The sequence below is a fragment of the Streptomyces silaceus genome (assembly GCF_001419745.1).
GTDB classification, from domain to species: Bacteria; Actinomycetota; Actinomycetes; order Streptomycetales; family Streptomycetaceae; genus Streptomyces; species Streptomyces silaceus.
The window spans coordinates 1-24,800 of sequence record NZ_LIRJ01000102.1 but is presented as its reverse complement, the minus strand read 5'-3'; the positions used below and the strand labels follow the sequence as shown (position 1 = coordinate 24,800).

24 protein-coding genes and 1 pseudogene are annotated in these 24,800 nt (G+C 73.2%); 17 read left to right on the top strand and 8 right to left on the bottom strand.

What is annotated here, in order from left to right:
* Positions 1-9 precede the first annotated feature (9 nt).
* Together AOK22_RS12090 and AOK22_RS12085 are read right to left on the bottom strand one after the other, a co-directional pair.
* Entirely contained in the window at positions 10-1,230 is a 1,221-nt protein-coding gene (locus AOK22_RS12090) for a glycosyltransferase family 39 protein (protein WP_055698608.1), read from the bottom strand.
* Positions 1,231-1,351: 121 nt separating this feature from the next.
* Positions 1,352-2,551: a pyridoxal phosphate-dependent aminotransferase gene (locus AOK22_RS12085; RefSeq protein WP_193433235.1), complete on the bottom strand. Its 1,200-nt coding sequence runs from the start codon at positions 2,549-2,551 to the stop codon at positions 1,352-1,354.
* A gap of 122 nt (positions 2,552-2,673) precedes the next feature.
* Between AOK22_RS12085 and AOK22_RS12080 the strand changes: the two genes are divergently transcribed.
* From AOK22_RS12080 to AOK22_RS12045, 8 genes are all read left to right on the top strand, one after another.
* Positions 2,674-2,979 carry a hypothetical protein gene (locus tag AOK22_RS12080; RefSeq protein ID WP_055698607.1) on the top strand — a complete coding sequence of 102 codons (306 nt, stop codon included), beginning with the start codon at positions 2,674-2,676 and terminating at the stop codon, positions 2,977-2,979.
* 405 nt (positions 2,980-3,384) lie between these two features.
* Entirely contained in the window at positions 3,385-3,909 is a 525-nt protein-coding gene (locus tag AOK22_RS12075) for a DUF2617 family protein (protein WP_055698606.1), read from the top strand.
* A gap of 112 nt (positions 3,910-4,021) precedes the next feature.
* Positions 4,022-5,590, top strand: coding sequence for a polyamine aminopropyltransferase (locus tag AOK22_RS12070; protein ID WP_055698605.1), 1,569 nt, complete (start codon positions 4,022-4,024; stop codon positions 5,588-5,590).
* Positions 5,591-5,650: 60 nt separating this feature from the next.
* On the top strand, positions 5,651-6,505 hold the full coding sequence (locus tag AOK22_RS12065) for an SRPBCC domain-containing protein (protein WP_055698604.1): 855 nt from the start codon (positions 5,651-5,653) through the stop codon (positions 6,503-6,505).
* A 102-nt stretch (positions 6,506-6,607) separates the two neighbouring features.
* Complete coding sequence (locus tag AOK22_RS12060) at positions 6,608-7,402, top strand: aldose epimerase family protein (protein ID WP_055698603.1); 795 nt, start codon at positions 6,608-6,610, stop codon at positions 7,400-7,402.
* Between the two features lie 10 nt (positions 7,403-7,412).
* Complete coding sequence (pyrE, locus tag AOK22_RS12055; protein WP_055698602.1) at positions 7,413-7,964, top strand: orotate phosphoribosyltransferase; 552 nt, start codon at positions 7,413-7,415, stop codon at positions 7,962-7,964.
* Between the two features lie 157 nt (positions 7,965-8,121).
* Entirely contained in the window at positions 8,122-9,144 is a 1,023-nt protein-coding gene (gene fbaA / locus AOK22_RS12050) for a class II fructose-bisphosphate aldolase (protein WP_055698601.1), read from the top strand.
* 101 nt (positions 9,145-9,245) lie between these two features.
* Complete coding sequence (locus AOK22_RS12045) at positions 9,246-9,659, top strand: DUF3151 domain-containing protein (RefSeq protein WP_055698600.1); 414 nt, start codon at positions 9,246-9,248, stop codon at positions 9,657-9,659.
* Between the two features lie 52 nt (positions 9,660-9,711).
* On the opposite strand, the gene AOK22_RS12040 is transcribed toward AOK22_RS12045, so the two are convergent.
* Positions 9,712-10,842: an NADH:flavin oxidoreductase gene (locus AOK22_RS12040; protein ID WP_055698599.1), complete on the bottom strand. Its 1,131-nt coding sequence runs from the start codon at positions 10,840-10,842 to the stop codon at positions 9,712-9,714.
* A 120-nt stretch (positions 10,843-10,962) separates the two neighbouring features.
* Between AOK22_RS12040 and AOK22_RS12035 the strand changes: the two genes are divergently transcribed.
* The 7 genes from AOK22_RS12035 (at position 10,963) to AOK22_RS12005 (ending at position 18,200) form a co-directional block, all read left to right on the top strand.
* Positions 10,963-11,559, top strand: coding sequence for a CGNR zinc finger domain-containing protein (locus AOK22_RS12035; protein ID WP_055698598.1), 597 nt, complete (start codon positions 10,963-10,965; stop codon positions 11,557-11,559).
* A 150-nt stretch (positions 11,560-11,709) separates the two neighbouring features.
* Complete coding sequence (locus AOK22_RS12030; protein WP_079036506.1) at positions 11,710-12,603, top strand: tryptophan 2,3-dioxygenase family protein; 894 nt, start codon at positions 11,710-11,712, stop codon at positions 12,601-12,603.
* Positions 12,596-13,816: a kynureninase gene (gene kynU, locus AOK22_RS12025; RefSeq protein WP_055698597.1), complete on the top strand. Its 1,221-nt coding sequence runs from the start codon at positions 12,596-12,598 to the stop codon at positions 13,814-13,816. Before AOK22_RS12030 ends, kynU begins: the two co-directional genes overlap by 8 nt.
* A 90-nt stretch (positions 13,817-13,906) precedes the next feature.
* Entirely contained in the window at positions 13,907-14,788 is an 882-nt protein-coding gene (locus AOK22_RS12020; RefSeq protein ID WP_055698596.1) for an alpha/beta hydrolase, read from the top strand.
* A 94-nt stretch (positions 14,789-14,882) separates the two neighbouring features.
* A complete protein-coding gene (locus AOK22_RS12015) occupies positions 14,883-16,256 on the top strand; it encodes a sensor histidine kinase (protein ID WP_055698595.1) in 1,374 nt (457 codons plus the stop codon).
* Positions 16,253-16,927: a response regulator gene (locus AOK22_RS12010; RefSeq protein WP_055698594.1), complete on the top strand. Its 675-nt coding sequence runs from the start codon at positions 16,253-16,255 to the stop codon at positions 16,925-16,927. Before AOK22_RS12015 ends, AOK22_RS12010 begins: the two co-directional genes overlap by 4 nt.
* Before the next feature lie 55 nt (positions 16,928-16,982).
* The gene (locus AOK22_RS12005) at positions 16,983-18,200 is read left to right on the top strand and encodes a cytochrome P450 (RefSeq protein WP_055698593.1); all 1,218 of its coding nucleotides are present in this window, start codon (positions 16,983-16,985) and stop codon (positions 18,198-18,200) included.
* A 15-nt stretch (positions 18,201-18,215) separates the two neighbouring features.
* Here the strand turns inward: AOK22_RS12005 and AOK22_RS12000 are convergent, their stop codons facing one another.
* Positions 18,216-19,838 carry an ABC transporter permease gene (locus tag AOK22_RS12000; protein ID WP_055698592.1) on the bottom strand — a complete coding sequence of 541 codons (1,623 nt, stop codon included), beginning with the start codon at positions 19,836-19,838 and terminating at the stop codon, positions 18,216-18,218.
* The gene (locus tag AOK22_RS11995; protein WP_055698591.1) at positions 19,835-20,755 is read right to left on the bottom strand and encodes an ABC transporter ATP-binding protein; all 921 of its coding nucleotides are present in this window, start codon (positions 20,753-20,755) and stop codon (positions 19,835-19,837) included. The genes AOK22_RS12000 and AOK22_RS11995 overlap by 4 nt, the downstream gene beginning before the upstream one ends.
* A 105-nt stretch (positions 20,756-20,860) precedes the next feature.
* Between AOK22_RS11995 and AOK22_RS11990 the strand changes: the two genes are divergently transcribed.
* Positions 20,861-21,397, top strand: a complete 537-nt coding sequence (locus AOK22_RS11990) for a GbsR/MarR family transcriptional regulator (RefSeq protein ID WP_079036505.1) — start codon at positions 20,861-20,863, stop codon at positions 21,395-21,397.
* 24 nt (positions 21,398-21,421) lie between these two features.
* Here AOK22_RS11990 and AOK22_RS11985 read toward each other — a convergent pair whose 3' ends face one another.
* Complete coding sequence (locus tag AOK22_RS11985) at positions 21,422-22,270, bottom strand: diacylglycerol kinase family protein (RefSeq protein WP_055698590.1); 849 nt, start codon at positions 22,268-22,270, stop codon at positions 21,422-21,424.
* Positions 22,271-22,445: 175 nt separating this feature from the next.
* Between AOK22_RS11985 and AOK22_RS11980 the strand changes: the two genes are divergently transcribed.
* Entirely contained in the window at positions 22,446-23,729 is a 1,284-nt protein-coding gene (locus tag AOK22_RS11980) for an adenylosuccinate synthase (RefSeq protein WP_055698589.1), read from the top strand.
* Here the strand turns inward: AOK22_RS11980 and AOK22_RS39645 are convergent.
* The gene (locus AOK22_RS39645; RefSeq protein ID WP_079036504.1) at positions 23,722-23,913 is read right to left on the bottom strand and encodes a hypothetical protein; all 192 of its coding nucleotides are present in this window, start codon (positions 23,911-23,913) and stop codon (positions 23,722-23,724) included. The two genes, AOK22_RS11980 and AOK22_RS39645, sit on opposite strands and share 8 nt — an antisense overlap.
* A 74-nt stretch (positions 23,914-23,987) precedes the next feature.
* Positions 23,988-24,800, bottom strand: a pseudogene (locus AOK22_RS11975) (serine/threonine protein kinase); the annotation flags it as partial.

Genomic DNA, 24,800 nt, shown 5'->3' with positions numbered 1-24,800 from the left:
GCCCCCGCCTCACAACGGCATGTGGGCGATCGTCACCAGATACGTCCCATACGCGAACGAGAGCCCGGCCAGGGCGCCCGCCACCAGGTGGGCGCTCCTCGGCCGGGCTCTCGTCATGGCCAGGGCCAGCGGGATCAGCAGCGGGAACGCCGGCAGCAGGAAACGCGGCTTGGACTCGAAGAAGCCGGAGCCGCCGACCGTGATCAGCACCAGCACGCCCGTGTAGACGAGGAGTGGCAGCGGCGCGGCGCGGTCCGCGACGAGCAGCGCGAACAGGAGCAGGGCCGCCGCGACGATCACCATCGTCATCGCGAAGACCAGCTTGTCCCCGTCGCGCAGCAGGTGCTTCACGAAGGCCAGCGAGCCCGCGCCGAAGTCGAAGCGCGACCCCCAGCCGTCCTGCACCGCGAAGTAGCCGTGCAGCGGATCGTTCCTGCGGATGCCGACATAGAGGACGTAAGCGGACCAGCCGAGCGGGGCGAGCACCGCGCCCGCGCAGACTTTCCACAGGCTGTGGGGAACGTCCCGGCCCCGGTGGCGCCATCGCCGGACGGTCTCGTACGCCGCCGCCGCGCAGACCGCCGCGGCCACCGCGAAGCCGTTGGGCCGCGCGAGCCCCGCGAGGGCCGCCAGTGCGCCGGCCCACAGCCACCGCCCGCTCAGCACCGCGTACAGCGACCAGGCCGCGAGCGCGGTGAGCACCGGCTCCGTGTACGCGAGGGACAGCACCACGGAGTGCGGGAGCAGCGCCCAGAGCGCCACCAGCAGGACGGCGGTGCGCCGCCCGTGCAGCCGCTCCCCGATCGCGTACACACCCCAGGCCGCGGCGCCCGCCGCGAGCCAGGACAGCAGCAGCCCCGCGGCGCCGTGGCCGACGGGCAGCACGGCGGTGACGGCGCGCACGAGCCCCGGGTAGAGCGGGAAGAAGGCGAGGTCGCTCTGGACCACGCCGGGTTCGAAGTAGAGGGTGCGCCCGTACCCGTGCGCGGCGATCCCCGTGTACCACCGCGAGTCCCACGACATCCCGAGCAGCCGGAACGTGTCCTGGTGGGTGAGGCGCGCGACGAGGGCGACGCACAGGAGCCCGGTGAGGCGGACGGCGGCGAAGACGCCGAGGGCGAGGACAGGGCCGGGGAGCGTGGTGTGGAGGCGTCCCGCACGGCGGGACGGGGTGGCACGATCCCCGGTGCGGGGTGCCGATACGGGGGCGGCCGGCAGGGTACGACTCACACCCGCACCCTGCGCCCCGCACGGCCCCCGCGCGACCCGGGTCGTCCGTGCGGGGTAAGCCGACGGTCCGTCACCCTCTCGGAGCCGTCCGCCCCTCAGAGCCGCCGGTCCCTCAGCGTCCTCAGCCCGCCGGCGACTTGAGCCGTGTGACGGCTTCCTCCAGGACGGACGTCCGCTTGCAGAAGGCGAAGCGCACGAAGGGCGCCCCCGCGTCCCGGTGGTCGTAGAAGACCGCGTTCGGGATGGCGACGACACCGGCCCGCTCCGGCAGGGAGCGGCAGAAGGCGAACCCGTCGGTCTCGCCGAGGGGCGTGATGTCGGTGGTGATGAAGTACGTGCCGGCCGGCCGGTAGACGTCGAAGCCCGCCGCCGTGAGCCCCGCGCTCAGCAGGTCCCGCTTGGCGAGCATGTCCGCGCGGAAGTCGGCGAAGTAGGAGTCGGGCAGGGCGAGCGCCTCGGCCACCGCGTACTGGAAGGGCCCCGAGGAGACGTACGTGAGGAACTGCTTGGCCGAGCGGACCGCCGTGACCAGCTCCGGCGTGGCCGTCACCCAGCCGACCTTCCAGCCCGTGAAGGAGAACGTCTTGCCGGCCGAGCCGATGGTGACCGTGCGCTCGCGCATGCCGGGCAGCGAGGCGAGCGGGATGTGCTCGGCGTCGTCGAAGACCAGGTGCTCGTACACCTCGTCGGTGATGACCAGGAGGTCCCGCTCGACCGCCAGCTTCGCGATCTCCGTGAGCTCGGCGCGGGTGAGGACCGTGCCGGTCGGGTTGTGCGGGGTGTTGAGGAGGAGCAGCCGGGTGCGGTCGGTGACGGCGTCGCGCAGCTCGTCCAGGTCGAGGACGAAGCGGCCGTCGCGCGGGCGCAGCGTGACCGGCACGCGCGTGCCGCCCGCGAGGGCGATCGAGGCGGCGTACGAGTCGTAGTAGGGCTCCAGTGCGATGACCTCGTCGCCCGGCTCGACGAGGGCGAGCAGGGACGCCGCGATCGCCTCGGTCGCGCCCGCCGTCACGAGGACCTCGCGGTCGGGGTCGTAGGAGAGGGCGTAGCGGCCGAGTTGGTGCGCGGCGACCGCCTCGCGCAGCTCCGGGACGCCGGGGCCCGGCGGGTACTGGTTGCCGCGCCCGTCGCGCAGCGCCCGCACCGCGGCCTCGCGCACCGACTCGGGGCCGTCGGTGTCGGGGAATCCCTGGCCGAGGTTGATCGCGCCCGTTTTCACCGCGAGTGCTGACATCTCGGCGAAAATCGTCGTACCGAACTCGGCGAGGCGGCGGTTGAGCAGCGGGCGCCCGCTCCCGGAAGTGGAGGTCATGGCCGTCATCCTGCGCCGAACCTCTGGACTTCCTCAACTCTGCTTTGCGCCGCCGTGCGCACGGGCATTCCCCTGTCACGCGAGAAGCGAGACCCACGGGGGACCCGCTTCGGGGGAACGGAAGGAGTGTGATGGCCGTGACCGTGGCCTTCATCTTCATCGCGTTGTTCGTGTTCGCCCTGGCGGCGGCGATCAGCTTCGGCGGCAGCAGCCGGCGGCGCAAGCGCTCGGCGTGGCGCTCCGGCACCGCGTCGAGCACGGCCGGCGGCAGCTGGTGGGCCGGGTCCTACGACGGGACCTACGGCTCCGGGCACCACCACGGCGGTGGCGGCGGGCACGCCTGCGGGAGCAGCAGCTCCTCGTGCGGAGGCGGGTCTTCGTGCGGGGGCGGTTCCTCGTGCGGAGGCGGCGGGGGCGGATGCGGCGGAGGCAGCTGACACGGGGCAGCTGGTCCACCGGTTCCACGGGGGCGCCCGGCGGGAGAGACAACTCCCGCCGGGCGCTCTCGTGTTGCGCGTCGTCGTGCGTCGTGGTGCGTCGTGGTGCGACGGAGGTGCGCTCCGGCGCCGTGCCGTGAAGGACTACTGAACAGTTGAACTGTGCAGCCCTCGGGGGGATGGAAACCCTACGAAGTTGGGTAAAAACGCTGTGGCACTGTCGCCGACCATGATTCCCTCTTAATCGTCAGCACCGCCCTCAATCGTCCGTCACAGGTTTCACGGATCCCGGTCCGGGGACTCGTCACACGACGTTCTTGTGGGCACGAGCCGGCATTCCGACCGCCCGGTGTTCCATGCGGGTGCGCCGGCCCCACCTCCATTGCGTGTTAGCGGAGCCGACCCATGCTCACGACCCTGAAGACTGTCTATACCGACACGCGCGCCGCGGACCTCGCCTGGGCCCTGGGGCGCGAGCCGCTGCCCGCGCTCGCCACTCTCGAACTGGAACTGGCCGACGCGAAGATGCAGCTCAGACTGCTGGGGGCCTCGCACCAAGTGCTCCTCGAGGAGGAGCACGGCAGCTGTTCCGAGACCGTGGCCTGCATCCCCGGCAGCAGTACCCCCCTGCCGCTCGGCGTCTCCAAGCGCGTGGGGGACTGGGAGTACGAGTTCGCGGCGCGCGTCGAGACGCTGTCGAGCGGTCAGTTCGCGGGCCGCGCGCAGGAGTTGCTCGCCCTGGTGGCCGAGCATCCGCACGGCCTGGCCGGCGTGTTCCCCGGCAGCCCGCACGCCTTCACCGCGATGCTGGCGCAGCGCCACGAGGGCTCGGTGATGTGGCGTACGTGGCACGCGTATCCGCAGGACGGGCAGCTGGTGGCGACGCGCACCCGGGTGGGCGTACGGATGCCGATGCCCGCCGCGCTGTGACCGGCGGGCGGCGCGCCCGCCCGCCGCTGGTCCACCCGGGGTGCCGCGTCTACACCTAGATGCACCCTTGTGGGGGACCCGGTGCGAGTGCGCGGTGACGTAGCGTGCTGGCGTGATCGAGTCGTCGGTGCGGTTGCCGGTCTCGCCCGGGGCAGGACGGTTCTTCGTTCTCGTGGGCGTGTTCGTCTGCGCTGCCTGCGGGCTCGTCTACGAACTGGAACTCGTCGCGCTCGCCTCGTACCTGATCGGGGACTCCGTCACCCAGGCCTCCGTGGTGCTCTCCGTGATGGTGTTCGCCATGGGCATCGGCTCGCTGCTCGCCAAGCGGCTGCGGTGCCGCGCCTCCGCCTGGTTCGGCCTCGTCGAGGCCGCGCTCGCGCTGGTCGGCGGGTGCAGCGCCATGGCCCTGTACGCGGCGTTCGCGTGGACCGGCGACAAGGGCGAGGTGTGGGCGAGCGGATCGCGCTATCTGCTCGTCGCGTTCTCCCTCGCCATCGGCGTCCTCATCGGCGCCGAGGTGCCGCTCCTGATGGTGCTCATCCAGCGCATCCGCCGCCAGGACGCCAGCGGCGCCGTCTCCGACCTGTTCGCCGCGGACTACGTGGGCGCCCTCGTCGGCGGTCTCGCCTTCCCCTTCCTGCTGCTCCCGCTGTTCGGGCAGCTGACGGGCGCCCTGTTCACCGGCGCGGTCAACGCGCTCGCGGGCGGCGCGCTCGTCTTCGGGCTCTTCGGGCGTGACCTGAGCACGCGCGGGCGCTGGGTGCTGCTCACCGCGAACGTCGTGGTGCTCTCGCTGCTCGCCTCCGCCGCCGTCCTCGTCGACGACTTCGAACGAGCCGCGCGCAGGGCGGTGTACGGCGGGGACGTGCGGGTCGCCGTCCAGACCGACGTGCAGGAGGTCGTCCTCACCGGCGCCAGGCGCAGCACCCTGCACCTCTTCCTCGACGGCCGGCTGCGCATCAGCGGACGCGACGAGAAGCGCTACCACCAGGGGCTCGTCGTCCCCGCGATGCGCGGGCCCCACGCGCGCGTGCTGGTCCTCGGCGGCGGCGACGGACTCGCGGCGCGCGAGGTGCTGCGCCACCGGGGCGTGCGCCGCGTCGACATCGTCGAGCTGGACGCCGGCGTCGTCCGCCTGGCCCGCCACGACCCGGTCCTCAGCGCGCTCAACGGCCATGTGTACGCCGACCCCCGCGTCCACGTGGTGAACGCCGACGCGTTCCGCTGGCTGCGCTCGTCCCGCGCGACGTACGACGTGGTGATCTCCGACCTGCCGGACCCGGGCATCACGGCCAGTACGAAGCTGTACTCCCAGGAGTTCTACGGCCTCACCACCCGCGTCCTCGCCGAGGGCGGCCGGCTCGCCGTGCACGCGGGGCCGCTGTCCACCCGGGCGCGCGTCTTCTGGACGGTGGAGGCGACGCTGCGCGCGGCGGGCCTGCGGACCGTGCCGTACCGCGTCGGCGGCCGGGAGTCCGGCTTCGCCGCCGGGCCCGACCGGACGGCGGAGGGCGCGCGGGCACCGCGCGACTGGGGCTTCCTGCTGGCCTCGCGGACCCGGCCCGTGCTGCTGCGCTCGGCCGGGGCCGAGGTGGTGCGCACGGGGGTGCGGGCGGCCGAGCGGACCCGGCTGCCGGGGCTCGCGCCCTCCACCCTCGTGCATCCGCGTTACGCGAACTGACGTACACGCTCCGCCGAACACACGTATATGCGGGCGCCCGCATGGGTAGGCTCGGCTGCCATGGAGCATGAGGTGTTCGTTCCGGTCTCGGCAGAGCGGCTCCGGCAGGTCCTGGCCGACCCCGAGCGGGTCGCCGGGGCGGTCCCCGGGCTTCAGCGCGACGCGGAGGAGACGGCGGGGCCGCTCTCCGGGCGGCTGCGGGTGCGCGTCGGGGGGCACACCATCACGTATCGCGGCGCGGCGACGTCCGCGGCGCGCGAGGACGGGACGTACGCCGTCGAGGGCGAGGGCGCCGAGGTGCGCGGCTCCGGCTCCGTGAAGCTGTCGCTGACCGTGCGGCTCGTGCCGGCCGCCGCGGGGACGACGCTGGTGTTCGCCGGGAGCGCGGCCGCCGACGGGCGGATCGCGGAAAGTTCTCCACAGGCTGTGGAATCCGCTGTGCGAAAACTCCTCGAACGGTTCGCGGAGGGGCTCGGCGCGGGGGCGCCGCCCGACACGGCGCCGGAGGAGCCCGGTGCCGACGGGGCGTCCGCGGCGCCGCAGGCCCCGGCCGCCGCGCCCTCCGTCTTCGAGACGGAGGTGCCGCCGCCGTCCCTCGACCCGCTCAGCGACGACCTCGACGACCTCGACGGCCTCGACGACACGGACGACATCGACGTCGACGACGCCGAGGACCTGCTGGACGGCACGGACGACCTCGGGGTGGCGCCCGCCGAGGCCGCGCATGCGCGTCGCACCATGATCGGCCGCAGCGCCGAGGAGGTCGACCACGCGCCGCCCCGCGGGCGGTACGCGCCCGCGCCCGCGCCGGAGGCGCTGTCCACGCGGGCCACGCTGCGGTGGGCCGCGCCCGCCGCGGCCGTCGCGCTCGCCTCGGCCATCGTCGTCGGCCGGGCACTGCGCCGGCGCCGCTGACGGCGCCGGCCGAAGGGTTCCTCTGACGGCCCCGGCCGAAGGGTTCCCCGGCTGCTCCGTCCCGTCTCGTCCCGGCGAGGCGGTACCCCGTAGGGTCGGGTCGTGAGTACCGAAGACGTGACCCTGACCGCGGGCGACGCGGAAGTGATCGTGCAGCCGGGCAACGGCTGCCGTGTCGGCAGTCTGCGCATCGGCGGCGTCGAGCTGCTGAGGCAGGGGGAGCGGTACGGCTGCTTCCCGATGGTGCCCTGGTGCGGCCGGATCCGGGACGGGCGGTTCCGTGACGGCGCCGTCGTCCACCAGATGCCGCTCAACTCCCCGCCGCACGCCATCCACGGCTTCGCCCGCGACGCGGAGTGGCGCACCGCGCGCACCTCGAAGACCGAGGCCGTCTTCACGTACGAACTGGCCGACCCCTGGCCCTACCCCGGCCGCGTCACCCAGATCGTGGAGCTCACCGAGGAGTCGCTGACGCTGCGGCTGGGCATCGAGACGCACGGCGGCTCCTTCCCCGCGCAGGCCGGCTGGCACCCCTGGTTCCACCGCGTCCTCGACGGCGGCGGCGAGCCCGTCCGCCTCGACTTCGCCCCCGCCTGGCAGGAGGAGCGCGGCGACGACCACCTGCCCACCGGCCGCCGCGTCGACCCCGCCCCCGGCCCCTGGGACGACTGCTTCGGCATGCCGGACGGCGTCGACGTGACGCTGACCTGGCCCGAGCGCCTCGAAGTGAACGTCACGAGCCGCGAGCAGTGGGTCGTCGTGTACGACGAGCAGGAGGCCGCCGTCTGCGTCGAGCCGCAGACCGGACCGCCCGACGGCCTCAACACCGACCCGCGCCTGGTCACCCCCATCGAGCCCCTGGAGACGGCGACGACCTGGACCTGGCGGCGGCTTTAAGCTCTAGGGCATGACTGACGTACGCGGCGAGCTGCTGCAGCAGATCAAGGACAAGGCCGTCGTGCACGGCAAGGTGACGCTCTCCTCCGGCCTGGAGGCCGACTACTACATCGACCTCCGCCGGATCACCCTCGACGGCGAGGCCGCCCCGCTGGTCGGCCAGGTGCTCCTGGACCTCACCAAGGACCTCGACTTCGACGCCGTGGGCGGTCTGACCATGGGCGCCGACCCCGTCGCCGGCGCGATGCTGCACGCCTCCGCCGCGCGCGGCAAGCGCCTGGACGCCTTCGTCGTCCGCAAGGCCGCCAAGGCGCACGGCATGCAGCGCCGCGTCGAGGGCCCGGACATCAAGGGCCGCCGCGTCCTGGTCGTCGAGGACACCTCCACCACCGGCGGCTCGCCGCTGACCGCCGTCGAGGCCGTCCGCGAGGCGGGCGCCGAGGTCGTCGGCGTCGCCACGATCGTGGACCGCGCGACCGGCGCCGGCGAGAAGATCACCGAGGGCGCGGGCGTGCCGTACCTCTTCGCGTACTCGAAGGACGACCTCGGGCTCGCCGACTGACGGCCTCCGGACCTGCCGAAGAAGGACCTGGGTCCCGAGGATCCGGCCGCACTCCGGCTGGAGCTGTCCGGCAAGTCTGGAAAGATGGGGGCGACGATGACGTCGCCCCCATAGGTCAGGGCCCAGCACACACCCGCACATCACAAGGAGCGGACACATGCCCATCGCAACTCCCGAGGTCTACGCCGAGATGCTCGACCGGGCGAAGGCAGGCAAGTTCGCCTACCCGGCGATCAACGTCACCTCCTCGCAGACCCTGCACGCCGCGCTGCGCGGCTTCGCTGAGGCCGAGAGCGACGGCATCATCCAGATCTCCACCGGTGGTGCGGAGTTCCTGGGCGGCCAGCACAACAAGGACATGGTGACCGGCGCCGTCGCCCTCGCCGAGTTCGCGCACATCGTCGCCGCCAAGTACGACATCACCGTCGCGCTGCACACCGACCACTGCCCCAAGGACAAGCTCGACGGCTACGTCCGCCCGCTGCTCGACGTCTCCGCCGAGCGCGTCAAGGCCGGTCAGAACCCGCTGTTCCAGTCCCACATGTGGGACGGCTCCGCCGAGACCCTCGCGGACAACCTGGCCATCGGCCAGGAGCTCCTGGAGAAGGCCCGCGCCGCCAAGATCATCCTTGAGGTCGAGATCACCCCGACCGGCGGCGAGGAGGACGGCGTCAGCCACGAGATCAACGACGAGCTGTACACCACCGTCGACGACGCGCTGCGCACCGCCGAGGCCCTGGGCCTGGGCGAGAAGGGCCGCTACCTCCTGGCCGCGTCCTTCGGCAACGTCCACGGCGTCTACAAGCCGGGCAACGTCGTCCTCCGTCCCGAGCTGCTCAAGGACCTCCAGGAGGGCGTCGGCGCCAAGTACGGCAAGACGTCCCCCTTCGACTTCGTGTTCCATGGCGGCTCCGGCTCGACCGCCGAGGAGATCGCCACCGCGCTGGAGAACGGCGTCGTGAAGATGAACCTCGACACCGACACCCAGTACGCGTTCACGCGTCCGGTCGCCGACCACATGTTCAAGAACTACGACGGCGTCCTGAAGGTCGACGGCGAGGTCGGTTCGAAGAAGACGTACGACCCGCGCACCTGGGGCAAGCTCGCCGAGGCCGGCATGGCGGGGCGCGTCTCCGAGGCCTGCGCGGCCCTGCGGTCCACGGGCACGAGGCTGAAGTAACCGGCGCGGCTCCCCCGGGGAGCCACCGGCAGGTTCCGTACGGGCCCGGCACCCCTTCCCTGGGTGCCGGGTCCGTACGCGTATGGCGCAGACTGGCACCCATGGCCATTCACAAGGATCTGCTCGGGGGACCGCCCCCGACCCACCTGCCCGACGACCCGGAGCCCCGCGAGCTGCTCGCGGGCGGCGCGGACCCGACCGACGTCGCCGCCAAGTACCCCACGTCCTCGCTCGCCTGGGCCCGCCTCGCCGACGAGGCGTACGAGGGCGGCCGCGTCGTCGAGTCGTACGCGTACGCCCGCACCGGCTACCACCGCGGCCTGGACGCCCTGCGCCGCAGCGGCTGGAAGGGCCACGGCCCGGTGCCGTGGGAGCACGAGCCCAACCGCGGCTTCCTGCGCGCGCTGCACGCCCTGGCGCGGGCGGCGCAGGCGATCGGCGAGCAGGAGGAGTACGAGCGCTGCGCGGGCTTCCTCCGCGACTCCTCGCAGACCGCGGCCGAGACGCTCGGCTGACGTCGCGCGGGGGCCCCGGGGTGCTGTCGCCCCGGGGCCCCCGCCGCGGATCTCAGACCAGCCGACGCAGCTGACCCGCGTCGTACGGCACCGCGTCCGCCAGGCGGTCCGTGAGGGCCTTCTGCGCCCACTCCGGGTCGGATATCAGCGCGCGGCCCACCGCGATCACGTCGAACTCGTCGCGCTCCATGCGGTCCAGGAGCAGGTCGATGCCGGTGCTCGACGTGGTCTCCGTGGAGAACGTCTCCGCGGCCGTGAACTCCTTGTCGAGGCCGACCGAGCCGACGGACAGCGCGGCCTTGCCGGTGAGCTTCTTGATCCAGCCCGCGAGGTTGAGGTCGTCGCCGGCGAACTCGGGGAGCCAGTAGCGCCGCGTGGAGGCGTGGAAGGCGTCGACGCCCGCGGCCACCAACGGCGTGAGCAGGGAATCCAGTTCGGCCGGGTCCGCGGCCAGCTTCTCGTCGTAGGAGTTCGCCTTCCACTGGGAGAGCCGGAGGATCACGGGGAAGTCCGGCGCCACCTCCGCGCGCACCGCCGCGACGATCTCCGCGGCGAACCGGGCGCGGGAGGCGAGGCCGCCGCCGTAGCCGTCGGTGCGGCGGTTGGTGCGGCCCCAGAGGAACTGGTCGATCAAGTAGCCGTGCGCGCCGTGCAGTTCGACGCCGTCGAAGCCGAGCCGCTCCGCGTCGGCCGCCGCGCGGGCGAACGCCGCGATGACCTCGTCGATGTCGGCGGACGTCATCGCGTGGCCCTTCGCGGCGCCGTCGAGGTCCAGGCCGGAGGGGCCGGCGGGCGGCGCGTCGGGGAAGGGGCCTTCGCCGTCGTTGCGGGTCGCGCCGACGTGCCAGAGCTGCGGGACGATCTTCCCGCCCGCCGTGTGCACGGCCTCGGCGACCTTCTGCCAGCCCGCGAGCGCGGCGTCGCCGTGGAAGCGCGGGACGCGGTGGCTGCTGCCGGCCGAGGCGTGGTCGACGTAGGTGCCCTCGGTGACGATGAGACCGACGCCGCCCGCGGCACGGCGCGCGTAGTACTCCGCCACGTCGGCGCCGGGCACGCCGTCCGGGGAGAACTGGCGGGTCATGGGGGCCATGGCGATGCGGTTGCGCAGGGTGAGGCCGTTGATGTCGAAGGGGCGGCCGAGGATCCGCGCGGCGCGCGACGTCGTGGTTTCCGTGGCTTCCATGGGTTCTCCTGGGGCTCTCGATGCTTTCGGCACGGACATCGTCTTACATCAGTGACAGCACTGTACGTCTTTTGGTGATGCCGCCTGAAGGGCGGGCCCCGAGCAGGTACCTTGAACGGCATGAACTGGCCAGCGACCGAGCGGCACTGTCTGACCCCCGCGCCCGGCGGCCTCGCGCTCGTCCAGGACCTCCTGAACACCGCGCCCGCCGGCCACTCCGGCGCCGCCGGCCTGCCCGACCTGCTGGCCGACGGCGCGCTCGACGCTGCCCAGGAATGGGCCGACGGCGCCGTGCGCGACTGGGCACGGGAGACCGGGCGCGGCGACGTGCGCCTCGCCCTGACCGACGACGACCTGCCCAAGCTGCGCTGCCTGCGCGACCAGCTGCGGCGGGCGCTCGCCGCTGGTGACGGGGGCGGGGACGCGGTGCGCTTCACCTCGGCGCCCGTCGTGGTCGCCCTCGGCGGCAACGGCTGCCTGACCGTGGAGCCCGAGGGCGCGGGCGCGCGCTGGCTGGCCTCCGCCGTGCTCGCCGAGGGGCTGCTCGCCCAGACCTCGGGCGTCTGGCGCCGCCTGAAGATCTGCCGCAACGAACCCTGCGCCGCCGCGTTCTTCGACCGCTCCCGCAACAACAGCGGCGTCTGGCACTCGGTGCGCGGCTGCGGGAACGCCGCCCACCAGCGGGCCTGCCGGGAGCGCCGCCGCACCCAGGCCTGACAGCAGCGTTCCGCGTTGGGCACTGCCCCGGGCCGGGGATCCCTTGCCGATTCGGGGAAAGTTGCAGAAGATTCCGGTGGGGACCGGGGCCCCCGTGCCGGTACCGGTAGGGGCGGACCGCTACCCGGAGTACGTATCGAGGAGACAGCGATGTCCCCAGAGACGCATGAGGCGTCCACCCCCACGCACACGGCGTCCACCGAGGAGCGTGACGGGTCCACCGAGGCGCACGAGGGCGAGAGCCCCAACCTCGACTTCGCGGGCACCACCCCGTACGAGGACTACGTCCAGGCGGACGTCCTCACCCACCTCCAGCACCCCCGCTCGGACGACCCCGGCGAGATGGTCTTCCTGGTCACCACCCAGGTCATGGAGCTGTGGTTCACGGTGATCGTCCACGAGTGGGAGACCGCGGCGCACGCCCTGCGCCGCGACGACATCCCCGTCGCGGTCGCCGCGCTCAAGCGCAGCCTGCGCGAGCTGGAGGCCCTGAACGCCTCCTGGCGCCCGCTCGCCCAGCTCACCCCCGCCCAGTTCAACTCCTACCGCAGCGCGCTCGGCGAGGGCTCCGGCTTCCAGTCGGCGATGTACCGCCGCATGGAGTTCCTGCTCGGCGAGAAGTCCGCGTCGATGCTGGTCCCGCACCGCGGCGCCCCGCGCGTCCACGCGGAGCTGGAGAAGGCCCTCCAGGAGCCGAGCCTGTACGACGAGGTGCTGCGGCTCCTCGCCCGGCGCGGGCACGCGATACCGGCCGCCGTCCTGGAGCGCGACCCGGCCAGGAGGTACGAGCCGTCGCCCGAGGTCGAGGCCGTCTGGACGGAGCTCTACTCCGGCGACGAGAGCGGCGACCTCGCCCGCCTCGGCGAGACGCTGACGGACGTCGCCGAACTGGTCTGGCGCTGGCGCAACGACCACCTGGTCGCCACCCGCCGCGCCATGGGCGCCAAGACGGGCACGGGCGGCTCCGCCGGTGTGGCGTGGCTGGAGAAGCGCGCGACGAAGAACGTGTTCCCCGAGCTGTGGACTGCGAGGAGCCATGTCTGACGGACTGCACGGAGCCGGCCTGCGGGCCGAGGCCGAGGTCCTGGACGCCAAGGACGAACTCCGCGCCAGGCGCGACCTGTTCGTCCTCGACGACACGGTCTACCTGGACGGCAACTCCCTGGGCGCCCTGCCCGCGAACGTGCCGGACCGCCTCGCCGAGGTGGTGGCCCACGAGTGGGGAAGGCTCCGCATCCGCTCCTGGGACGAGAGCGGCTGGTGGACCGCGCCCGAGCGCATCGGCGACCGCATCGCCCCGCTCGTCGGCGCCGCCCCCGGACAGATCGTGGTCGGCGACTCCACCAGCGTGAACGTCTTCAAGGCGCTGGTGGCCGCCGTCCGCATCGCCCGGGACCCCGCACACCCGGACGAGGGGCGCGACGAGATCGTCGTTGACGCCACGACCTTCCCCACGGACGGGTACATCGCGCGGTCCGCCGCCCGCCTCACCGGATGCCGGCTCATCCCGGTCGCGCCGGGCGAGGTGCACGGCGTCCTCGGCGAGCGCACCGCCGCCGTCCTCCTCAACCACGCCGACTACCGCACCGGGCGCCTGCACGACCTGCCCGGTCTGACGGCGGCCGTCCACGCGGCGGGCGCCCTCGTCGTCTGGGACCTGTGCCACACGGCGGGCGCCCTGCCGGTCGGCCTGGACGAGCACGGGGTCGACCTCGCGGTGGGCTGCACGTACAAGTACCTGAACGGCGGGCCGGGTTCGCCCGCCTACATCTACGTGCGCGAAAGCCTCCAGGACCGCTTCGACTCGCCGCTGCCCGGCTGGAACTCGCACGCCGAACCCTTCGGCATGCGGCCGGAGTTCGAGGCCGCGGACGGCGCGCTGCGCGGCCGCGTCGGCACGCCGGACATCCTGTCGATGCTCGCCCTCGAGGCGGCGCTCGACGCGTGGGACGGCGTCTCCGTCGACGCCGTGCGCGCCAAGTCCCTCGCCCTGACGGACTTCTTCCTGCGGTGCGTCGAGGCGTACGTACCCGAGGGGCGGGTCGAGTCGCTCACGCCGAGCGCGCACGCCGAGCGCGGCAGCCAGGTCGCGCTGCGGTGCGACGGTGCGGGCGACGTGATGAAGCGGCTGGTCGAGCAGGGCGTGGTCGGCGACTTCCGCGCCCCCGACGTGCTGCGCTTCGGATTCACCCCGCTGTACGTCTCCTTCGCGGACGCGGAGCGGGCGGCTCGTGTGCTGGCGCGCACGCTGGACTGATAGCGTCCGGCGGATCTTGCTCCCACTTTTCCGCACCACGGAAGAGTGGGAGCATCACCGCCAGCCGCACTGCTGTTGAGAGGTTGCCGCATGCCGGACGACGCCGCCGTGGCCCGCGACGCCGCCGAGGCGGACGCCGCCTTCGCGCACCCCGCCGTGAAGCCGGACGCCACCGCCTCGTACGGCGAACATCCCGACCAGGTCGTCGACTTCTACGCCCCCCGGGGCGACGGGCCGCCCCGCCCGACGCCGCTGGTCGTCGTCCTGCACGGCGGCGCCTGGCGCGCGCCGTACGACCGGCAGCACATCACGCCCTTCGCGGACTTCCTGGCCCGCCGGGGCTTCGCCGTGGCCAACGTCGAGTACCGCAGGGGCAGTTCGATTCCCGCGCAGGGCGGCGACGGCCCGGTGGCCGGGCGCTGGCCGGAGACGTTCGACGACGTGGCCGCCGCGTTCGACGCGCTGCCCGCGCTCGTACGGGACGCCCTGCCGTCGGCCGACCCGCGCCGCACCGTCGTGACCGGGCACTCCGCGGGCGGCCACCTCGCGCTGTGGGCGGCCGCGCGGCACGTGCTGCCCGCCGACGCGCCCTGGCGCACCGACCGCCCGGCCCCGCTGCGCGGCGTCGTCGCCCTCGCGCCGATCGCGGACTTCACGGTCGCCGAGGAGCTCGCGGTGTGCGGGGGCGCGTCGGCGCAGCTGCTCGGCGGCGCGGAGCGGTTCGCGGAGCGCCTGCCGTACGCCGACCCGGCCGCGCTGCTCCCGACCGGCATCGCCACGACCGTGGTGCAGGGGCGCACCGACATCACCGTCCCCCAGGCCGTGGCCGAGGCGTACGCCGACGCCGCGGCGAAGGCGGGCGAGGTGGTGGGCCTGACGCTCCTGGAGGACGTGGGCCACTTCCCCCTGATCGACCCGGCGGCGGACGCGTGCGCGGTGGTGGCGGAGGAGATCGCCCAGCTGGCGTTCTGACCCCGGTGGGACCGAGTAGTACCTGGGACGGACCCGGCAGAACCCCCCTTGCTGCGGACGCCCCCACCGGCGGCGCCCCCGTACCTTCGTAGACGTGACCGACACGACTGAACGGCTCAAGGCCAGGGGCCAGAGCAGCGGCGGCCAGAGCCGCCAGCACAGCCAGAAGACCCCGGAGTACCACTACGCGATGGACGTCTTCGGGGGCATGCGCCAGGCGCTGTTCCACGACGCCTTCGCCTACCGACCCCTGCAGCCCAGGGACACGCTCGGCCCGCTGAGCAGCCGCATGCCCGAGCGGATACGCGGCTACGCGATCTGGAGCCGGCACGCCCTCGTGGTGGCCGCCGCCCTGCTCGCGCTGCTCATCGCCCTCGGCATGGGCCACGTCGGCAACGACATCGCGTACGCCATGACCGGTTTCATCCCCGCCGTGGCGATCCTGATGACGCTGGTCAGGCCGGTCGGCGCGTTCTGGGTCTCGCTGCTGTCCACGCCGGTCACCGGCGCGCTCGGCAACAGCTGGGACGGCTGGCCGTGGGGCCCCTCCGCCTTCTTCGCGCACACCACGGTGATGGTCGTGGTCGCGGCCCGGACCGGACCGCGCACGGCGCTGTGGATGTGGGCGGGCACGGGCGCGTTCGCGGTGGCCGCGGAGGTCTTCCTCGGCGGCAGCGGCACGAACGCCCCGGAGATGCTGTTCTTCTCCGCGCTCGCGCTCCTGGTCACCACCCTGGTGCACGTGCGCCGCGAGGCGCAGCGCGAGGTCACCGTGCAGCGCACCGTCACCGCCATCGAGCGCGACAAGCGCACCCTCCTCGAGGAGCGCACCACCATCGCCCGCGAGCTGCACGACGTGGTCGCCCACCACATGTCGGTGGTCGCCATCCAGGCGGAGGCCGCGCCCTACCGCGTGGAGAACCCGCCGCCCGAGCTGGAGCAGGCCTTCGTGACGATCCGCGAGAACGCGGTGTCGGCGCTGACCGAGCTGCGCCGCGTCCTCGGCGTCGTCCGGGCCGAGGACTACGAGGCGCCGGACGCCCCGCAGCCCACGCTCGCCGACCTCGACCGGCTCCTGGACAACGTCCGCGACGCGGGCCTGGCCGTCGACAAGGTGATCACCGGCGCGGTGCGCGAGCTGCCGCAGGGCGTGGAGCTCTCGGCGTACCGCATCGTGCAGGAGGCGCTCAGCAACAGCCTGCGGCACGCGCCCGGCGCCCCGGCCCGCGTGGAGGTGGGGTACGTCCTCGGTGGCCTCGGCCTGCGCATCGTCAACGGTCCCGCGAGGGGCCTGGTCAAGCCGTCGCCCGGCGCCGGTCACGGCATCACCGGGATGCGCGAGCGCGTCACGATGCTGAACGGCGAGATGACGGCGGAGCCGACGGCGGACGGCGGGTACGAGGTCACGGTCTTCCTGCCGGTGCCGCTCGCGGACCGCATCGACCCGGCGGGGGAGGACGGCTCATGACGATCCGCGTCCTGATCGCGGACGACCAGATGATGGTCCGCGAAGGGTTCTCCGTCCTCCTGAACGCGATGCCCGACATCGAGGTCGTCGGCGAGGCCGTCAACGGCCGCGAGGCGGTCGACCGCGTCCGCGAGCTGACCCCCGACGTGGTCCTGATGGACATCCGCATGCCCGAGCTGAACGGCATCGAGGCGACCCGCGAGATCGTCGCCGCGGGCGGCGAGGACGGCTGCAAGGTCCTGGTCCTGACCACCTTCGACCTCGACGAGTACGTGTACCAGGCGCTGCGCGCGGGCGCCTCCGGCTTCCTCCTCAAGGACGCCTCGGCGCGCCAGCTGGCCGACGGGGTGCGCGTGGTGGCGTCCGGCGAGGCGCTGCTCGCGCCGACGGTGACGCGCCGACTGATCACGGAGTTCTCCAAGCTCGCGGACGCGCCGCGGCTCTCGGCGGCCGTCCAGGCACAGCAGTACGGCGAGCTGACCGAGCGCGAGACGGAGGTCCTGGTGCTGATCGCGCAGGGCCTGTCGAACGCGGAGATCGCCTCCCGGCTCGTGGTGGCCGAGTCCACGATCAAGACGCACGTCAGCCGGGTCCTGGTGAAACTGGGCCTGCGCGACCGCACGCAGGCGGCGGTGTTCGCGTACGAGGCGCGGCTGGTCACGCCGGGCTGAGCCCGCTCGTGCGGGGGTTCTGGTCACGCGGGGGCGCGGGGGCTAGCGTCCCCGCATGGACGCCGCCGCGGTCTTCGCCCCCTGGTCACCGGAGTTCGTCGCCGACCCCTACCCGGCGTACGCGGAGCTGCGCGCCGCGGGCCGGGCGCACCACTACGCCCCCAGCGACCAGTGGCTGATCCCGCACCACGCGGACGTCGCGGCGCTGCTGCGCGACCGGCGCCTGGGCCGCACCTATCTGCACCGCTTCGGGCACGAGGAGTTCGGGCGCCAGGCGCCGCCGCCCGAGCACGAGCCGTTCCACGTCCTCAACGACAACGGCATGCTCGACCTGGAGGCGCCGGTCCACACCCGCATCCGCCGCCTGGTGTCGAAGGCGTTCACGCCGCGCACGGTCGAGGGACTGCGGGGTTACGTGGAGGAGCTGGCGGACCGGCTCGTGGCCGGCCTGGTGGCGGACGGCGGCGGGGACCTCGCGGCGCGCGTCGCCGAGCCGCTGCCGGTGGCGGTCATCGCCCAGATGCTGGGCATCCCGGAGGGCGACCGGCATCTGCTGCGGCCCTGGTCGGCCGACATCTGCGGCATGTACGAGCTGAAGCCGTCGAAGGAGACCGCCGCCCGCGCCGTCCGCGCCGGCGTGGAGTTCTCGGCCTATCTGCGGGAGCTGATCGCCGACCGCCGTGAGAAGCCCGGCGACGACCTGATCTCCGGCCTGATCGCGGCGCACGACGAGGACGGCGGCGCGCGCCTCGGCGAGCAGGAGATGATCTCGACCTGCGTGCTGCTCCTGAACGCCGGGCACGAGGCCACGGTCAACGCCACCGTCAACGGCTGGCACGCGCTCTTCCGCCACCCCGGCCAGCTGGCCGCGCTGCGCGCCGATCCGGCGCTGGTCCCCTCCGCCGTCGAGGAGCTGCTGCGCTACGACACCCCGCTCCAGCTCTTCGAACGGTGGGTCCTCGACGACATCGAGGTCGGCGGGGTGACGATCCCGCGGGGCTCGGAGGTGGCGCTCCTGTTCGGCTCCGCCAACCACGACCCGGCGGTCTTCGACCGCCCCGCCGAGCTCGACCTCGCCCGCCGCGACAACCCGCACATCTCCTTCAGCGCGGGCATCCACTACTGCATCGGCGCCCCGCTGGCCCGCATGGAACTCGCCGCGTCCATGCGGGCGCTGCTGCGCAGGGCCCCGCGGCTGTCGCTCGCCGCGGAGCCCGGGCGCGGGTCCCACTTCGTGATCCGGGGGCTGCGCGAACTCCTCGTCGCGGTCTAGGGGGCCGCGCGGCCGTCAGGTGGTCATGTCCCGGCGCCGCAGCCCCGCGAGGCCCGCCGCGACCAGCGCCGCCGCGAGCGCCGCGAGGAGCAGCAGGGGCGTCCAGGCCGGCTCGCCGCCCGGCAGCTTCGGCAGGTGCCCGAAGGGCGAGAGGTCCATGACGGCCTGCGGCAGGTCGAGCGCGGGGCCGACCCAGCCGATGGCGAGGCAGACGCCCGCCGCCGCCCACGCGGCCACCGCCGCCTTGGGGAACGCCCCGGCCAGCAGCACCGCGAGCCCGCCGAGCACCCACACCGCGGGCAGCTGCGCGAGGCACGCGCCCAGGACCGCGCCGACGTCCTCGCCGTGGCCGATGCCGACGCCGGTCCCGGCGAGCAGGAGCAGGAGGGCCGCGCCGCCGAAGGCGATGACCAGGTGGCCGGCCGCCCACCGCAGCCGCCCCACCGCGTTCGCGAGGACCGGCTCGGCGCGCTGGGAGGTCTCCTCGCCGTGCAGGCGCAGCACGGAGGAGACGACGTAGAGGCCGGCCATCATGCCGAACATGCCGATGATCGTGGACAGGAACGCGTTCGTGAGCCCGGACTGGCCGCCCATCCGCTGGATGATCTCGCGGGTGCTCTCGTTGTCGCCGACCACGTCGGCCGCGCCGTCCGCCATCCCGCCGAACACGATCCCGGCGAGCAGGAACCCGGCGCTCCAGCCGAGGACGCCGCCGCGCTGCAGCCGCCAGGCGAGCCCGCCCGCCGTGGCGAGCCGCCCCCGCGCGGGCCCCGGCCGCGTCGCGAGGAAGCTCATGCCGACGTCGCGGCGGCCCGCGAGGGTGTACGCGACGACGCCCTGCGCGGCGATCGCGGCGAGGACGAGCGGCACGACCCACCACCGTTCGCCCGCGTAGGCCCGCAGGTTCTCCTGCCAGCCGAGCGGCGAGAGCCAGGTCAGGACCGAGGAGCCGTCCTCGGTGGACGCGTCGCCGGCCGCCCGCAGGACGTAGGCGGTGCCGAACACGGCCGCGGTGATGCCCTTCGCGAGCCGCGCGCTCTCGGTGAGCTGCGCGGCGATGGCCGCCGTCGTGGCGAACAGCATGCCCGTTCCGGCGACCCCGAGGCCGAGCGCGAGCGCGCCCGCCGTGCCCTGTCCGGCGAGCCCGGCGGTGATCAGGAGACCGGCCGCCGCGTTCGCCACGAGGGCCGCGAGCAGCGCGGCGGTGAGCGGCGCCCTGCGGCCCACCATGGAGGCGGAGAGCATCTCCTGCCGGCCGGTCTCCTCCTCGTCGCGCGTGTGCCGTACGACGACGACCAGGCTCATGACGGCCGCGAGCACGCCCGCGTACACGCCGACGCGCCAGGTGGTGAGCGCGCCGAGGGAGTCCCCGAAGACCGGTCCGTACATGGCGCGCATCGAGGAGTTGGAGTTCATCGACTCCATGGCGTCGGCGCGTTCGGCGGCGGTGCCGTAGACGGACTCCAGGGAGCCGGGCATGGCCAGGACGAGTCCGGAGACGACCAGGATCCAGACCGGCATCATGACCCGGTCCCGGCGCAGCGCGAGCCGCAGCAGGGTGCCGGTGCCCGCCAGCTGGCGGGTGGCGCCGCGCGGCGCGCGGCCGGAGCCGGTGACGGCGGGGGCCGCGGCGGTCATCGCGCCATCACCTCGTCGCCGGCGTCGTGCGTCACGTCGTCCTGGTAGTGCCGCAGGAACAGCTCCTCCAGGGTCGGCGGGGTGCTGGTCAGCGAGCGGATGCCGGATTGCGTGAGGGACTTGAGGACCGCGTCGAGCTTGTCGGTGTCGACCTGGAGCTTGACGCGGCGGCCCTGTACGTCGAGGTCGTGGACGCCCGGCAGGTGCGCGAGGCCGTTCGGTTCGCCCGCGAGCTCGGCGGTGACGCTGGTCCGCGTCAGATGACGCAGGTCGGCCAGCGACCCCGACTCGACCGTCTGCCCCTTCCTGATGATGCTGACGCGGTCGCAGAGGGTCTCGACCTCGCTGAGGATGTGCGAGGAGAGCAGGACGGTCCGCCCCCGGCGGCGCTCCTCCTCGACGCAGCTCTGGAAGACCTCCTCCATCAGCGGGTCGAGGCCGGAGGTCGGCTCGTCGAGGATCAGCAGGTCGACGTCGGAGGCGAAGGCGGCGACCAGGGCGACTTTTTGGCGGTTGCCCTTGGAGTACGTGCGCCCCTTCTTGGTGGGGTCCAGCTCGAACCGTTCGACGAGGCGGGCGCGCCGGCTCTGGTCGAGGCCGCCGCGCAGCTTCCCGTAGAGGTCGATGACCTCGCCCCCGGAGAGGTTGCGCCACAGGGTGACGTCACCGGGCACGTACGCGATGCGGCGGTGCAGGTCGACGGCGTCGTGCCAGGGGTCACCGCCGAGCAGCTGGGCCGCGCCGGAGTCGGCGCGGAGCAGGCCGAGCAGGACCCGGATGGTGGTGGACTTCCCGGCGCCGTTCGGGCCGAGGAAGCCGTGCACCTCGCCGGTCTCGACGTCCAGGTCGAGGCCGTCCAGCGCGTGCGTCGTACCGAACGACTTGTGCAGTCCGGAGACGGTGATTGCCTTCGTCATGTTTCTGAACGTACGCTACTTTCACAAAGTTGTGAAGTTAAGGAAGCGTATAAACTGGCGACCACCGGGGTGAGCTGCGAGGACGGCAGGGGAGATGATCGAAGGATGACGCGGGACGAGACGGTGAGCGGGGCCGAGGGCGCGGCGGCGGGGGTGTCCGAGGGGCAGCCGGACGCGGAGGTGGTCTCCCGTTTCGTGGAGCAGTTCGCCTCGCAGCTCGTCGAGGCGGGCATGCCGCGGATGCCCGCACGGATCTTCGCCGCCCTGCTCGCCTCCGACTCCGGCGCCCTCACCTCGGCGGAGCTCGGCGAGCGGCTGCGGGTCAGCCCGGCGGCCGTGTCCGGGGCGGTGCGCTATCTGACGCAGCAGCACATGGTCGCCCGCGAACGGGAGCCGGGCACGCGCCGCGACATCTTCCGTGTGCACAGCAACCAGTGGTACGAGGCGCTGGCCAACCGCGACGGCATCCTCAAGCGCTGGGAGAACGCCCTCCAGGACGGCGTCACCAGCCTCGGCGCCGACTCCCCGGCGGGCCGCCGCCTCACGGAGACGCTGGCGTTCTTCGAGTTCGTACAGGCGGAACTGGCCGGCATGATGTCCCGCTGGCGCACCCACCGGGAGACCCTCTTCGGCCCGGAGTAGCCCCCGCGGGCGGCGCCGGGAGCCTCAGCGGGGCAGCGTCAGCGACCACGCCCCCGGCCGGACCGTCCAGGTCCGCGTGCGGACCGGGCCCGCCACCACCGCGTCCGCGCGATAGCGGAAGTCCGCCCCGGACACCGTCACCGTCCGCGCCCCCACCCGCAGCGGCGCCGCCTCCGCGCCCACCGACGAAGGGCGGATCTCCACCTGGGCCACGCCCCCGCCGGCCCCCGCGGTCACCCGCACGCCCTCGACCGGCTGGTCCAGGTCGACCAGCGTGACGCCGTCCGCCTCCACCCGGAGCCGCGCGGGCACGGGCCCCAGGGGCGCCGCCACCCGCGAGGGACGCGTGGCGAGGGTGCGGACGAAGGACTGGCACGTACGCAGCCAGGCGTGCCCCTCGCCCGTGGACGCCGAGGCGCCCGCGGCCGCCGGCTCCGCGGCGGGCGGCACCGACGGGATCAGGAGGTCGCCGAGCACCACACCGTCGCTGTCGTCCACCAGCAGATCCAGCCGCCGCTCGGCCCCCTCGAGGACCGCGCGCGCGGCGGCGACGGCCCCCGGCGGCACCCCGAGCGCCCGCGCGAGCGTCTGCGCCGCGCCCACGGGAACGAGCGCGAGCGCGCTCCCCGCGAGGTCCCGCTCCCGGTGCAGCGTGCCGACCGCCCGCAGCAGCGCCCGGTCGTCGCCGACCACCACGAGCCGCCGCGCACCCCTCCTGGCCAGGGCTTTCGTGAAGTCCTCCGGGCCTTCGGGCAGACAGACCCGGACCGCCGCACCCGCGCCGAGTACGTCCTTCGCGATCCGTACCGACTCACCGTCCGTGCGCCGGGCGACCGGGTCGATGACGACAAGGAGCTGGTCGCGAGCCGACAACGTGCTCCCTTTCTTTTAGCCGTTCTTTGAGACCTCGGGTAGCATCTTTGTGCAAGAGCCCCTTGCGCTATTGCGCCAGGGGCTTCGTCTATTCCGGGGCAGCATCCAAGGCACACCCATAGGGCGGCGACGCCCCAGACCTTGGACATGCCCCGCCCGGAAGGGGTGTACGCCTGTGCCCGCACTTGTGCTGCTCGGTGCTCAGTGGGGTGACGAAGGCAAGGGAAAGGCCACTGACCTGCTCGGTGGCTCGGTGGACTATGTGGTGCGCTACCAGGGCGGCAACAACGCCGGCCACACGGTCGTCGTGGGCGACCAGAAGTACGCGCTGCATCTCCTCCCTTCCGGGATTCTCTCCCCGGACTGTGTCCCGGTCATCGGCAATGGAGTCGTCGTCGACCCGTCGGTCCTGCTCTCCGAGCTGAGCGGTCTGAACGAGCGCGGCGTCGACACGTCCAAGCTGCTGATCAGCGGTAACGCGCACATCATCACGCCGTACAACGTCACGGTGGACAAGGTCGGCGAGCGCTTCCTCGGCAAGCGCAAGATCGGTACGACCGGCCGCGGCATCGGCCCGACCTACGCCGACAAGATCAACCGCACCGGCATCCGCGTGCAGGACCTCTATGACGAGTCGATTCTGCAGCAGAAGGTCGAGGCGGCCCTGGAGCAGAAGAACCAGCTGCTCACCAAGGTCTTCAACCGCCGCGCCATCGAGGCCGAGCAGATCGTCGAGCAGCTCCTGGAGCACGGCGAGAACATCAAGCAGTATGTCGCCGACACCACGCTGATCCTCAACAACGCCCTCGACGAGGACAAGGTCGTCCTGTTCGAGGGCGGCCAGGGCACGCTCCTGGACGTGGACCACGGCACGTACCCCTTCGTCACCTCCTCGAACCCGACCGCGGGCGGCGCCTGCACGGGTACGGGCGTGGGCCCGACGAAGATCAGCCGCGTCATCGGCATCCTCAAGGCGTACACGACCCGTGTCGGCGCCGGACCGTTCCCGACGGAGCTGTTCGACGACGACGGCGAGGCGCTGCGCACCATCGGCGGCGAGCGCGGTGTCACCACCGGCCGTGACCGCCGCTGCGGCTGGTTCGACGCCCCGATCGCCCGCTACGCGACCCGCGTGAACGGCCTGACGGACTTCTTCCTCACCAAGCTCGACGTCCTCACCGGCTGGGAGCAGATCCCCGTCTGTGTCGCGTACGAGATCGACGGCAAGCGCGTCGAGGAACTGCCGTACAACCAGACCGACTTCCACCACGCGAAGCCGATCTACGAGTACCTGCCGGGCTGGTCCGAGGACATCACCAAGGCCAAGACCTTCGCCGACCTGCCGAAGAACGCGCAGGGGTACGTGAAGGCCCTGGAGGAGATGTCCGGCGCCCCGATCTCCGCGATCGGCGTGGGCCCGGGCCGCACCGAGACGATCGAGATCAACTCGTTCATCTAGGGGCACGTCCACTGGTGCCGAAGGGGCGTTCCGGCTCGGCCGGGACGCCCCTTCGGCGTGGGGAAGCGGCCTGCGCCCCGCGGCGCGGCACCCGGCGCTCGTACCAGAGCGCGCCGACGGTGGCGGCCAGGCCGAGGACCGCCGTGAGTACGACGATGGTGTTCTCGGCGCTCAACCAGTCCATGGGTGGTGACGGTAGGCGGCGCGGGAGTGCCCGGGGGCCGGGGCGGCCGTGGGCCCTTCCCGCACGCGGCCCGCTCACCCCTTGTCGTACGTCAACTCGCCCGTGCCGTCCGTGTTCGCGCGCCGCAGCTTGCCGTTGCCGAGGATCGTGATGACGCTCGACTCACCGGGGGTGCAGGACTCCATCGGCTCGCCGACGGTGACGTCCGTCGGGCCGATGCGCAGGCGGTCCTCGGAGGCGGAGACCAGCTTGCCCTGGAACACGCAGTGGTAGGTGCCGCCGTCCTTCGTCGGCCCGTCCGCCGTCACCGCGAGCACGGTGTCGCCCACCTCGCCCTGCTGGAGAGTGAGTTGACGGGTGCTGTGACCGGACTCGGTGTCGAGGCCGCCCGTCCAGGTGCCCAGGTACTTGTCGGGGATCGTGTCGTCCTGCGCGGCGGGCGTGGTCGCGTCCGGGGTGGTCGGTCCCGGCGTCGGCGAGTCGTCGCCCGGCGTCGTCGGGGCGCTGCTCGCCGCGTTCTTGCCGTCGTCCCCGTGCTTGTCGGTGCCCTCGCCGTTCATGACGGCGTAGACCGTGCCGCCCGCTCCGATGGCCACTATCAACGCGACGACGATCAGCGCGGCGGTCGAACGGCCGTTGCGGCGCGGGGGTTCGGGCGTGGTGGCGGGGAGGTACAGACCGGGGCCGTAGGGCGGGGTGGAGCCGTGGCCCGGCGGCTGCTGGGGGTAGCCGTAGGCGACGGGCTGCGGGTGCTGCTGCGGATAGCCGTACGCGGGGGTGCCGGGCGGCGGCGTGGGCGGCGGCGCCTGACCGGCCGCCATCGTCGGCAGATGGTCGAGGGGCGCGGCGCCGGGCGCGCCGGGCGGCGGAGGCGTGGGGCCGAAGGC

What these genes read in the sequence shown, in the direction of transcription:
- AOK22_RS12085 (WP_193433235.1), bottom strand. Translation starts at nt 2,551, where the DNA reads ATGACGGCCATGACCTCCACTTCCGGGAGCGGGCGCCCGCTGCTCAAC.
- AOK22_RS12000 (WP_055698592.1), bottom strand. Translation starts at nt 19,838, where the DNA reads ATGACCGCCGCGGCCCCCGCCGTCACCGGCTCCGGCCGCGCGCCGCGC.
- AOK22_RS39645 (WP_079036504.1), bottom strand. Translation starts at nt 23,913, where the DNA reads ATGGACTGGTTGAGCGCCGAGAACACCATCGTCGTACTCACGGCGGTC.
- AOK22_RS12030 (WP_079036506.1), top strand. Translation starts at nt 11,710, where the DNA reads ATGTCCCCAGAGACGCATGAGGCGTCCACCCCCACGCACACGGCGTCC.
- pyrE (WP_055698602.1), top strand. Translation starts at nt 7,413, where the DNA reads ATGACTGACGTACGCGGCGAGCTGCTGCAGCAGATCAAGGACAAGGCC.
- AOK22_RS12040 (WP_055698599.1), bottom strand. Translation starts at nt 10,842, where the DNA reads ATGGAAGCCACGGAAACCACGACGTCGCGCGCCGCGCGGATCCTCGGC.
- AOK22_RS12080 (WP_055698607.1), top strand. Translation starts at nt 2,674, where the DNA reads ATGGCCGTGACCGTGGCCTTCATCTTCATCGCGTTGTTCGTGTTCGCC.
- AOK22_RS11990 (WP_079036505.1), top strand. Translation starts at nt 20,861, where the DNA reads ATGACGCGGGACGAGACGGTGAGCGGGGCCGAGGGCGCGGCGGCGGGG.
- AOK22_RS11995 (WP_055698591.1), bottom strand. Translation starts at nt 20,755, where the DNA reads ATGACGAAGGCAATCACCGTCTCCGGACTGCACAAGTCGTTCGGTACG.
- AOK22_RS12010 (WP_055698594.1), top strand. Translation starts at nt 16,253, where the DNA reads ATGACGATCCGCGTCCTGATCGCGGACGACCAGATGATGGTCCGCGAA.
- AOK22_RS12035 (WP_055698598.1), top strand. Translation starts at nt 10,963, where the DNA reads ATGAACTGGCCAGCGACCGAGCGGCACTGTCTGACCCCCGCGCCCGGC.
- AOK22_RS12020 (WP_055698596.1), top strand. Translation starts at nt 13,907, where the DNA reads ATGCCGGACGACGCCGCCGTGGCCCGCGACGCCGCCGAGGCGGACGCC.
- fbaA (WP_055698601.1), top strand. Translation starts at nt 8,122, where the DNA reads ATGCCCATCGCAACTCCCGAGGTCTACGCCGAGATGCTCGACCGGGCG.
- AOK22_RS12065 (WP_055698604.1), top strand. Translation starts at nt 5,651, where the DNA reads ATGGAGCATGAGGTGTTCGTTCCGGTCTCGGCAGAGCGGCTCCGGCAG.
- AOK22_RS12075 (WP_055698606.1), top strand. Translation starts at nt 3,385, where the DNA reads ATGCTCACGACCCTGAAGACTGTCTATACCGACACGCGCGCCGCGGAC.
- kynU (WP_055698597.1), top strand. Translation starts at nt 12,596, where the DNA reads ATGTCTGACGGACTGCACGGAGCCGGCCTGCGGGCCGAGGCCGAGGTC.
- AOK22_RS12005 (WP_055698593.1), top strand. Translation starts at nt 16,983, where the DNA reads ATGGACGCCGCCGCGGTCTTCGCCCCCTGGTCACCGGAGTTCGTCGCC.
- AOK22_RS12045 (WP_055698600.1), top strand. Translation starts at nt 9,246, where the DNA reads ATGGCCATTCACAAGGATCTGCTCGGGGGACCGCCCCCGACCCACCTG.